The organism is Bradyrhizobium sp. SUTN9-2 (genome assembly GCF_003122645.1).
Classification (GTDB): Bacteria; Pseudomonadota; Alphaproteobacteria; order Rhizobiales; family Xanthobacteraceae; genus Bradyrhizobium; species Bradyrhizobium yuanmingense.
Genome location: NZ_LAXE01000001.1, coordinates 6169414 through 6178942, shown reverse-complemented (window position 1 = coordinate 6178942; position 9529 = coordinate 6169414). Strand labels below are relative to the sequence as shown.

Annotated in this window: 9 protein-coding genes; 7 read left to right on the top strand and 2 right to left on the bottom strand. The window is 64.9% G+C overall.

Going from position 1 to position 9529, the window contains the following annotated elements:
• Nucleotides 1-107: 107 nt before the first annotated feature.
• The gene (locus tag XF30_RS28575; RefSeq protein WP_109144532.1) at nucleotides 108-1016 is read right to left on the bottom strand and encodes a ribokinase; all 909 of its coding nucleotides are present in this window, start codon (nucleotides 1014-1016) and stop codon (nucleotides 108-110) included.
• Nucleotides 1017-1022: 6 nt separating this feature from the next.
• Nucleotides 1023-1916 (bottom strand): sugar kinase, encoded by an 894-nt coding sequence (locus tag XF30_RS28570; protein ID WP_057027031.1) that lies wholly within the window; start codon nucleotides 1914-1916, stop codon nucleotides 1023-1025.
• A gap of 212 nt (nucleotides 1917-2128) precedes the next feature.
• Between XF30_RS28570 and XF30_RS28565 the strand changes: the two genes are divergently transcribed.
• From XF30_RS28565 to XF30_RS28535, 7 genes are all read left to right on the top strand, one after another.
• Entirely contained in the window at nucleotides 2129-2977 is an 849-nt protein-coding gene (locus tag XF30_RS28565; RefSeq protein ID WP_109144531.1) for a VOC family protein, read from the top strand.
• 174 nt (nucleotides 2978-3151) lie between these two features.
• Complete coding sequence (locus XF30_RS28560; protein WP_192893462.1) at nucleotides 3152-3859, top strand: TetR/AcrR family transcriptional regulator; 708 nt, start codon at nucleotides 3152-3154, stop codon at nucleotides 3857-3859.
• 320 nt (nucleotides 3860-4179) lie between these two features.
• Entirely contained in the window at nucleotides 4180-4989 is an 810-nt protein-coding gene (locus tag XF30_RS28555) for an ABC transporter permease (protein WP_109144530.1), read from the top strand.
• A 57-nt stretch (nucleotides 4990-5046) separates the two neighbouring features.
• Nucleotides 5047-6039, top strand: coding sequence for an ABC transporter substrate-binding protein (locus XF30_RS28550; protein ID WP_109144529.1), 993 nt, complete (start codon nucleotides 5047-5049; stop codon nucleotides 6037-6039).
• 14 nt (nucleotides 6040-6053) lie between these two features.
• On the top strand, nucleotides 6054-6884 hold the full coding sequence (locus XF30_RS28545) for an ABC transporter ATP-binding protein (protein ID WP_192893460.1): 831 nt from the start codon (nucleotides 6054-6056) through the stop codon (nucleotides 6882-6884).
• A 4-nt stretch (nucleotides 6885-6888) separates the two neighbouring features.
• Nucleotides 6889-8283 carry an enolase-like domain-containing protein gene (locus XF30_RS28540; RefSeq protein ID WP_109144527.1) on the top strand — a complete coding sequence of 465 codons (1395 nt, stop codon included), beginning with the start codon at nucleotides 6889-6891 and terminating at the stop codon, nucleotides 8281-8283.
• Nucleotides 8280-9431, top strand: a complete 1152-nt coding sequence (locus tag XF30_RS28535; RefSeq protein WP_036004662.1) for a Gfo/Idh/MocA family protein — start codon at nucleotides 8280-8282, stop codon at nucleotides 9429-9431. Before XF30_RS28540 ends, XF30_RS28535 begins: the two co-directional genes overlap by 4 nt.
• Nucleotides 9432-9529: the final 98 nt, after the last annotated feature.

The window sequence follows — 9529 nt, the reverse complement described above, 5'->3', positions numbered from 1 at the left end:
CTCCGCGCATAGGATAGCAGTCGGACTCGCGGAGAGTCCCCCTCACCCGGAATTTGCTCTCGCAAATTCCGACCTCTCCCCGCAAGCGGGGAGAGGCGAAGAGGCCTCTACAGTATCGCCGCCACTTCCGCCCCCGTCGGCATCGACGGTCCGGCGCCCATGCGCTGCACGCTGATCGAGGCGGCGGCATTGGCGAACGTCAGCGCCTCACGCAAGGGCGCGCCATCAGCGAGTTGCGCGGCGAGCGCGCCGACGAAGCAGTCGCCGGCGCCGGTGGTGTCGAGTGCCTTCACCACACGGCCGGCCACCGAGATCTCCTCGTGCCCGGCGAGCGCGAGCACGCCGCGCTTGCCGAGCGTGACGCAGATGGTCTGGTCCTCGCGCGCCTGAAGTTTTCGCGCGACATCGATGATGCGGCCGGCCGCGTCGCTCTCGGAGAGCTCAACGCCGGCGAGGAAGCCGAGCTCGGTTTCGTTCAGCACGAGGATGTCGACCAGCGCCAGCAGCTCGCCCGGCATCTTCTGCGCCGGCGCCGGGTTCAGCACGGTCACTGCCCCCGCCGCGCGGGCGCGGTGGAAGAAGGCAGCGATCGTCGGCAGCGGAATCTCGAACTGGCTGACGGCGACGTCGCCCTTCAGCAGCGGCACGACCTTGACGTCATCAGCGCCGACCAGCCCGTTCGCTCCGGGAACGACGACGATGGTGTTGTCGGCCTCGGCCACCGTGATGATGGCCGTCCCGGTGTGCGCCTCGGCCATCTCCACGACATAGCCGAGGTCGATGCCCTGGTCGCCGAGAAAGGCCTTCAGCTCAGCGCCCAACGAATCCCTGCCCAGCCGCCCGATCAGCGTGGTCCGCGCCCCTAACCGCGAGGCCGCGACCGCCTGGTTCGCGCCCTTGCCGCCTGGGAAATACAGGACCTGGCGGCCGGCGACGGTCTCGCCGACGCGCGGATGGCGATCGGCCGTGGCCACCACATCCATGTTGATGCTGCCGGCAACGAAGACCCGCCCCATCTCTTTCTAGACCCTGACCTCGAACTCGTGCCTGACCTTGGCGATATCGACCAGCGTCGGCAAGCCGGCCTCGTTGCCGAGGCGCTGGATCTTGTAGGTCGAGGCGGCGCGGGCAAAGTCGAAATGCTCGCGCCAGCTTTTGCCGGGATGGGCGAGGTAGGAATAGACATAGGCGCCGTGGAAGACGTCGCCAGCGCCGTTGGTGTCGATCACGCGCTCGCGCGGGATCGGCATCGCCGGCATCACCTGCACCGTCCCGGTTTCGTCGTACCAGAACAGGCCCTTCTCGCCCATGGTGACGCCGCCGATCTTGCAGCCGCGGCTCTTGAGATAGTCGAGCATCTTCTCCGGCGTCAGATCCATCTGCTCGCACAGGCGCTCGGCGACGATGGCGACGTCGATGAATTCCAGCAGCTCATGGGTGTTGGTGCGCAGGCCGCCGCCGTCGAGCGAGGTCAGGATGCCGGCCTCGCGGCACACCTTGGCGTAGTGGATGGCGGCATCCGGCTGGTGGCCGTCGACATGCAGCGCGCGGCAGCCGCCGAGATTGAGCATCGGAAAGGGGTGGATGTGCTCGTCGTCGCGGCAGCGGACGATGGCGCGCTTGCCGTCCTTGGGCATGATGAAGGAGAGCGAGGACTGGTTGACCTTGCGCCCATGCAGCGAGATGCCGTACTTCGCGCACATGTCCTGGAACATGCGCCCCAGCCAGTCATTGGCTGCGGTCGCGATCAGGTCCGGCACGATGCCGAGCTTGGCGCAGCAGAACGCCGCCGTCACCGCATTGCCGCCGAAGGAGACCGCGTAGTCACGCGCCACGTGCTTCTCGTCGCCGGTCGGCATGTGGTCGGTGATGAAGACGACGTCGATATAGGTCTGTCCGATGAAGAGAGCCTGCATTGCTTGTCCGTGATGCGCTTGTGGTCCCGGCCGGCGAGATTACTCTAGCACCGGTTCCGCTCCGGAGGGACGCTGAAATTATTCGCAAAACTGCCGCCCGAAGCGCTTGAGGTCAGCATGGTCCGGGAATACGACCATCACTGGCCTATGCCAAGCCCGGACAAACGCCGTCTTTCGCTCCCGGGGTTCCCCGTCCACAAAAAGGGTGCAGAATGATCACCGGCCTCGATCACATCGTCGTTCTCGTAGGCGATATCGGTGCGGCCAAGGCGGCCTATCAGACGCTGCTCGCCCGCGCGCCGGCCTGGCAGAACTCGGGCGAGGGCGCCGACCGGGTGCTGTTCACCCTCGACAACATGACCATCGAGCTGATGGCCCCTCACGGCTTCAGCGTCACCGCCGACCGCATGCGCGCACTGCTCGGCGACCAGGAAGGCATCCTCGCCAGCCTGTGCTTTCGTGTCGCCGACATCGGCAAGATGCACCGCCGGCTGGAGCGGGTGGCCCTGAGGCCTGATACGGTCGCGGAGGTCGAAAGCAGCGACGCCGCCACCGACGCCGTGCTGCACTGGAAGCGCACGCGGGCCGCGACGGAGCTGACGCGCGGCGTGCGCATGTTCTTCCTGGAGCTGGCCGACGAGCGTCCGAAGTCGGCCGCGACCGACATCGCGCCGATCGAGGGGCTCGACCACGTCGTCGTCACCACGGAGGATTCCGAGCGCGCCGCCGCGCTCTACGGCGCCCGGCTGGGCCTTGATCTCGCGCTCGACCGCTCGCACCAGGACTGGGGCCAGCTGATGTTCTTCCGCTGCGGCGACCTCATCGTCGAGGTGGTGCGCCGCCCGGTCGCGGGCGGCGATGCCGCGCATGACCGGCTCTGGGGCCTGAGCTGGCGGGTCGGCGACATCGACGCCACCCGCGCCCGCCTGATCGCGAGCGGACTCGACGTCTCAGAGGTGCGCACCGGCCGCAAGCCGGGCACGCGCATCATGACGGTGCGGAGCGGCACCTGCGGAATCCAGACCGTGCTGCTGGAGCGTTCGCCGAGACCGGTGGAGTGATTCTGTCATTCCGGGGCGATGCGTAGCATCGAACCCGGAATCCATTTCGCGGCTGACTCTGCCGCCCAATGGATTCCGGGCTCGCGCCAAGAGGCGCGCCCCGGAATGACGAACATTCTCAAACTCACGCTCGCGTGCTACACGCGTCTTGTCGGCACCCAGCGAGCACCCGGTTTGGCGAAGGCAAAGCGAACTCTGAAATGGCAGCGCGACCCCGAGGGGATGCGGCTGCGCATTCTCGAAGCCGCCAAGCAGGAGTTTTCCGCCCATGGCCTTGCCGGCGCGCGCGTCGACCGCATCGCCGCCAAGGCCGGCGCCAACAAGCGCATGCTGTACTATCACGTCGGCAACAAGGACGAGCTCTATCTCGCCGTGCTCGAAGGCGCCTATGACAAGATCCGCAGCGAGGAGCGGGGGCTCGACCTCGAACATCTCGATCCGCCCGAGGCGATCCGCCGCCTGATCGAGTTCACCTGGAACTACTTCCTGCGCAATCCCGAATTCCTCTCGCTGCTGCAGACCGAGAACCTCGCGCGCGCCAAGCACCTGAAGAAATCGACCAAGGTCAAGTCGATGCACTCGCCCTTCGTCGAGATGATCCGCACCGTGGTGCGCCGCGGCGTCGACAGCGGCGACTTCCAGGTCGCGGTCGACCCCGTGCAGCTCTACATCTCGATCGCAGCGCTCAGCTTCTTCTATCTCTCCAATTCGGCAACGCTGAGCGTGATCTTCGGCCGCGATCTCCTGGACAAGAAGGCCAAGGACGAGCGGCTGGCGCATATGGTGGGCCTCGTGCTGGCCGCGCTGACGGGGCAATCCGCGGCGCTGTTCGAGATCGCGAAGACGCCGAAGTCGCGCGCCGCGGTCGTGCAGGCGGTGTAGCCCGTAGCCATGATGGGGCGCCTTGCTCCGTCATTGCGAGCGCAGCGAAGCAATCCAGACTGTCTCCGCGGAAAGATTCTGGATTGCTTCGCTGCGCTCGCAATGACCACGTGGAGGCGCGTGCACCTCACTCCGCCCCGTGCCCCGACGCAGCGCAGCAACGCTTACATTGCAGCGCGTCCGGGACACGGAAGGCGATAGTCCCGTCCCCAAAAGCTCCCGGAACCCCGAGCACAAAACGTCACAGGGAAAGCTCTGGACAGTATTTATCCAACGGGTTAATTTCTCCCCATAACGAAGAAGACTGCCGGGAGTGAAAATTGGCCGAGCCGAAGCCGCAAAACGCTGTTTCCAAGCTGCTGAATGCAGCCTGGGTTCGGCCGTTCTTGTTCCTGGTCTTCATCGTCGTCGCCTGGGATCTCGCGATCCGGCTGTTCAGAATCCCGGCCTACCAGATACCGGCGCCGCTCGACGTCGTCGCCGTGCTGCGCACCGAATGGCCGGAGCTGCTGCGCCAGTCCTGGCCGACCACCTATGCGACCGTCTGCGGCTTCCTGCTGTCGGCGCTGTTCGGCATTCCCGTCGCGATGTTGATCGCGGGCTCGAAGACGGTGGAGAGCTACGTCTATCCACTGCTGGTGTTCTCGCAATCGGTGCCGAAGATCGCGATCGCCCCGCTGTTTGTGGTGTGGTTCGGCTTCGGCATCATTCCCAAGGTGATCTCGGCGTTCCTGCTCGGCTTCTTCCCGGTCGTGGTCTCCGCGGTGCAAGGCTTCAAATCGGTCGATCCCGATATGGTCGATCTCGCCCGTGCCATGCAGGGCAGCCGCCTGCAGGTGTTCCGCGCGGTGAACCTGCCGCATGCGCTGCCGGCGATCTTCTCCGGTCTCAAAGTGTCGGTGACGCTGGCCGTGGTCGGCGCGGTGGTCGGCGAGTTCGTCGGCTCCAATTCCGGCATCGGCTACGTGATGCAGCGCTCGATCGGCACTTTCGACCTGCCGACGATGTTCGCGGCGCTGGTGATCCTGGCGCTGCTCGGCGTGATCCTGTTCTGGATCGTCGACCGGATCGAGAAGCTGGTCATTCCCTGGCATGTCAGCCAGCGCGAGGACGTGATCTTTGCATCCTGACTAAAGCAACGAGCGGCCACCAACGGCCGACGCAACCAACGGCAAGGGAGAGAAACGATGAAGCGGTTGATTGGAGCTGCATCCTTAGCACTGATGGCGTTCGCAGCCATGCCGGCGCAGGCAGCCGACAAGGTCGTGCTGATGCTGAACTGGTACGTCTATGGCGAGCACGCGCCGTTCTATTACGGCAAGGCCAAGGGCATCTACGCCGCCGAAGGCATCGAGCTCGAGATCCAGGAAGGCCGCGGCTCGGCTGCGACCACGCAGGCGGTTGCCGCCAAGACCGCGGACTTCGGCTATGTCGACGTCCCCACCATGATGCGCGCCGCGATCAAGGGCGCGCCCGTGGTCGCAACCGGCGTGCTGCTGCAAACGAGCCCGATGTCCGCCATGGGCTTCGCCGACAAGAACATCAGGAAGCCTGAAGACATTAAGGGCAAGACGGTGGCGATCACGCCGGCCGATTCCATGACGCAGATCTGGCCGCTGTTCCTGAAGAAGACCGGCCTGAAGGAAAGCGACTTCAAGACCGTCGCCGGCGACGGCCAGACCAAGCTCAACGCCGTCATCAACGGCCAGGCGGATCTGTTGCTCGGCTACGTCATGGATCAGTCGATGAAGATCAAGGACGCGACCGGCAAGGATGTCTATCCGATCAAGTTCGCCGACTACGGCATCAACATGGTCTCCTCGGGCGTCATCGCCAACACCGACTACGTGAAGGCCAATGCGGACCTCGTCCGCCGCTTCATGTCGGCGACGACCAAGGCGGTCGAAGCTGCCGAGAAGGAGCCGAAGGCGGCGGCGCAATCGATCCTCGATGCCAACCCCAAGGGCGGCAAGATCGACACGCTGACGCAGGGTTTTGAGCTGACCATCCCGCTCTACCGGACCGCGGAGACCAAGGGCAAGCGGCCGTTCCAGGTCACCGACCAGAACATGACCGAGACCGTCAACCTGCTGGTCGAATATGGCGGCCTCGACGCCAAGGCCAAGGAGAACCCGAAGGCTTTCTACACCAGCGATTACCTGCCGAAGAGCGGCTCGTGAAACCTGCGACTGTCATGAGTGAAACCGCGCAGTCGGCCGCTCATCTGAGACTGGTGAGCGACCGGGCTGCCGGCGATGCGTCGGGCATCAAGCTGTCGGGCGTGTCGAAGACCTACCGGACGCGCGACGGCGATGTGCCGTCGCTGCGGCCGCTCGACTTCCACATCAATGACGGCGAGTTCTTCGTCGTGGTCGGCCCTTCCGGCTGCGGCAAGTCCACGTTGCTCAAATTGATCTCGGGCCTGCTGGCGCCGACCACGGGCGAGATCCTGGTCGAGGGCCAGAAGGTGACGACGCCGCACGGCAATGTCGGCATCGTGTTCCAGAACGCGCTGCTCTTGCCCTGGCGCAACATCCTCTCCAACGTGATGCTGCCGATCGACATGAAGCGCCTGCCGCGCCAGGAATATCTCGACCGCGCCAAGTCGCTGCTGAAGCTGGTCGGCCTCGAAGGCTTCGAGAAGAAGTTGCCCTGGCAGCTCTCCGGCGGCATGCAGCAGCGCGCCTCGATCTGCCGCGCGCTGGTGCACGATCCGAAGATCATGCTGATGGACGAGCCGTTCGGCGCGCTCGACGCGCTGACACGCGAGCGCATGAATGTCGAATTGATGCGGATCCAGCGCGAGACGAAGAAGACCGTGCTCCTGATCACGCATTCGATTCCGGAGGCCGTGTTCCTCGCCGACCGCGTGCTGGTCATGACCGAGCGCCCCGGCGCGATCGCCGCGATCTACGACGTGCCGCTGCCGCGCCCGCGCTCGCTCGACGCGATGGCCGACCCGGTGTTTACGGAGCTGGTGCAGCGCATCCGCAAGCATTTCTTCTCGCAAGGGGCGTTGGACTGAAACCATGTCCCCCCGCCTGAAGCTGCGAGACATCGCCTTCTTCGAACGTCCCGTGCAGTTCGCGCGGCCGTTCCGCTTCGGTGCGATCACGATCAACGCGACGCCGCAGCTGTTCGTGCGGGCCGAGATCGAGGTCGAGGGCCGGGGCACCGCCGTCGGTGCCAGCGCCGAGCTGCTGGTGCCAAAGTGGTTCGACAAGCGGCCGGAGCTGTCGCCAGCGCAGACGGTGGACGAGTTGCGTCGCTCGCTGGAGATCGCGCGCGGACTCTATCTGGCACGGACCGGCTTCCAGACGGCGTTCGATCTGCATGCCTCCTGCATCGGTGCCCAGATCACGACCTGCGCGAAGAAGAATATTCCGGCGCTGGCTGCTGCCTACGGCCCCGCGGAGATCGACAAGGCCATTCTCGATGCGCTGCTCCGCGCCGTCGAGACCAGCTTCTTCGACGGAATAGCCGGCAACATCGCCGGCATCGATGCGCGGCTTTCTCCTGACGTGAGCGAGAAAGACATCAGGACGTTCCTCGCCGGCCGGGTGCCGCTCGAGCGTGTTGCGATCAGGCATACCGTCGGCCTTGATGATGTCGTGGAAGGCGAGGGCGGCGTTGCCGATCCACGCGAGAATACCGGAGCACGCTATTTCAAGCTCAAGCTGTCCGGCGATCCGGCTGCCGATGCGGCGCGGCTCGCCCGGATCGGCAAGCAGCTCGACACGCTTGGACGCGACTACAAGGTGACGCTCGATGCCAACGAGCAGTATGCCGATCTCGCCGCGTTACAGGCGCTGATGGACGGGCTCAATCGCGACGCCGCGCTGCGCCCGATTGCCGCGCGCCTGCTCTATGTCGAGCAGCCGATGCCGCGCGACATTACGCGGCGAACGCCGCTCGGCGCGCTGGGCACACGCGGCTTCATCATCGACGAAGCCGACGATTCCTACGACGCGTTCCCGGCAGCACGGGCGCTCGGCTATCGCGGCATCTCCTCGAAATCTTGCAAGGGACTTTACAAGTCCATCATCAACGCCACGCGTGTGGCGAAATGGAGCGCGCAAGGCGAAGCCTTCTTCATCACTGGTGAGGACCTCACCTGCCAGGCCGGCCTTGCCGTGCAGCAGGATCTTGCGCTCGGTGCCTTCATCGGCGTCACCCACGCCGAGCGCAACGGCCACCACTACGTCGATGGCTTCGGTGAAACGCCCATAGCAGAAGCTCAGGCCTTCGCCGCCGCGCATCCCGATCTCTATGCCGATGCCAGGCGGGGTATCCGGCTCTCCATTCACGACGGCGATCTCCTGACGGGATCGCTTCATTGCGCGGGCTTCGCCTCGTCGGTCCATCCGGACTGGTCGGCATTGCGCCCGCTCGCCCAGCCAAGATCTCAGGAGCAATTGGCATGACCACCCAACGCCTCGGCCTCATCATGAACGGCGTCACCGGCCGGATGGGGCTCAACCAGCATCTGATCCGCTCGATCGTCGCGATCCGCGACCAGGGCGGCGTGCGCCTGAAGAACGGTGACCGTGTCATGCCCGACCCGATCCTGGTCGGCCGCAGCGCCGACAAGGTCGAGGCGCTGGCCAAACGCTACAACATCACGCGCTGGACCACCGATCTCGATGCCGCGCTCGCCGACAAGAACGACACCATGTTCTTCGACGCCGCGACGACGCAGGCCCGTCCCGGCCTGCTGACCCAGGCCATCAACGCCGGCAAGCACGTCTATTGCGAGAAGCCGATTGCGACGAATTTCGAGGAAGCGGTCGAGGTCGTGAAGCTCGCCAATGCCAAGGGCGTCAAGCACGGCACGGTGCAGGATAAGCTGTTTCTGCCGGGGCTGAAGAAGATCGCTTTCCTGCGCGATTCCGGCTTCTTCGGCCGCATCCTCTCGGTGCGCGGCGAGTTCGGCTATTGGGTGTTCGAAGGCGGCTGGCAGGAGGCGCAGCGGCCCTCCTGGAACTATCGCGACGAGGATGGCGGCGGCATCATCCTCGACATGGTCTGCCACTGGCGCTACGTGCTCGACAACCTCTTCGGCAACGTCCAGAGCGTGAGCTGCATCGGCAACACCGACATCCCCGAGCGTTTCGACGAACAGGGCAAGAAGTACAAGGCGACTGCTGACGATTCCGCCTACGCCACGTTCCAGCTCGAAGGCGGCATCATCGCCCACATCAACATGTCCTGGGTGACGCGGGTCTATCGCGACGACCTCGTCACCTTCCAGGTCGACGGCACGCTCGGCTCGGCGGTCGCGGGGCTCACCGACTGCATGATCCAGGCGCGGCAGGCGACACCGCGCCCGGTGTGGAATCCCGACGAGAAGCGGCTGCACGACTTCTACGGCGACTGGCAGAAGCTCCCGGATAACGTCACCTACGACAACGGCTTCAAAGAGCAGTGGGAAATGTTCATCCGCCACGTCTACGAGGATGCGCCCTACAAGTTCACGCTGCTCGAAGGCGCCAAGGGCGTTCAGCTCGCCGAATGCGCGCTGAAGAGCTGGAAGGAGCGCCGCTGGATCGACGTCGCGCCCATCAAAGTGTGACATTCCGATGCTCATGATTTCGTCATTGCGAGCGAAGCGAAGCAATCCAGACTGCCTCCGCGGAAAGACCCTGGATTGCTTCGTCGCTTCGCTCCTCG

Excerpts from the sequence above, each read along its gene's own strand:
- XF30_RS28550 (WP_109144529.1), top strand. The coding sequence starts at position 5,047 with ATGAAGCGGTTGATTGGAGCTGCATCCTTAGCACTGATGGCGTTCGCA.
- XF30_RS28575 (WP_109144532.1), bottom strand. The coding sequence starts at position 1,016 with ATGGGGCGGGTCTTCGTTGCCGGCAGCATCAACATGGATGTGGTGGCC.
- XF30_RS28535 (WP_036004662.1), top strand. The coding sequence starts at position 8,280 with ATGACCACCCAACGCCTCGGCCTCATCATGAACGGCGTCACCGGCCGG.
- XF30_RS28565 (WP_109144531.1), top strand. The coding sequence starts at position 2,129 with ATGATCACCGGCCTCGATCACATCGTCGTTCTCGTAGGCGATATCGGT.
- XF30_RS28570 (WP_057027031.1), bottom strand. The coding sequence starts at position 1,916 with ATGCAGGCTCTCTTCATCGGACAGACCTATATCGACGTCGTCTTCATC.
- XF30_RS28540 (WP_109144527.1), top strand. The coding sequence starts at position 6,889 with ATGTCCCCCCGCCTGAAGCTGCGAGACATCGCCTTCTTCGAACGTCCC.
- XF30_RS28545 (WP_192893460.1), top strand. The coding sequence starts at position 6,054 with ATGAGTGAAACCGCGCAGTCGGCCGCTCATCTGAGACTGGTGAGCGAC.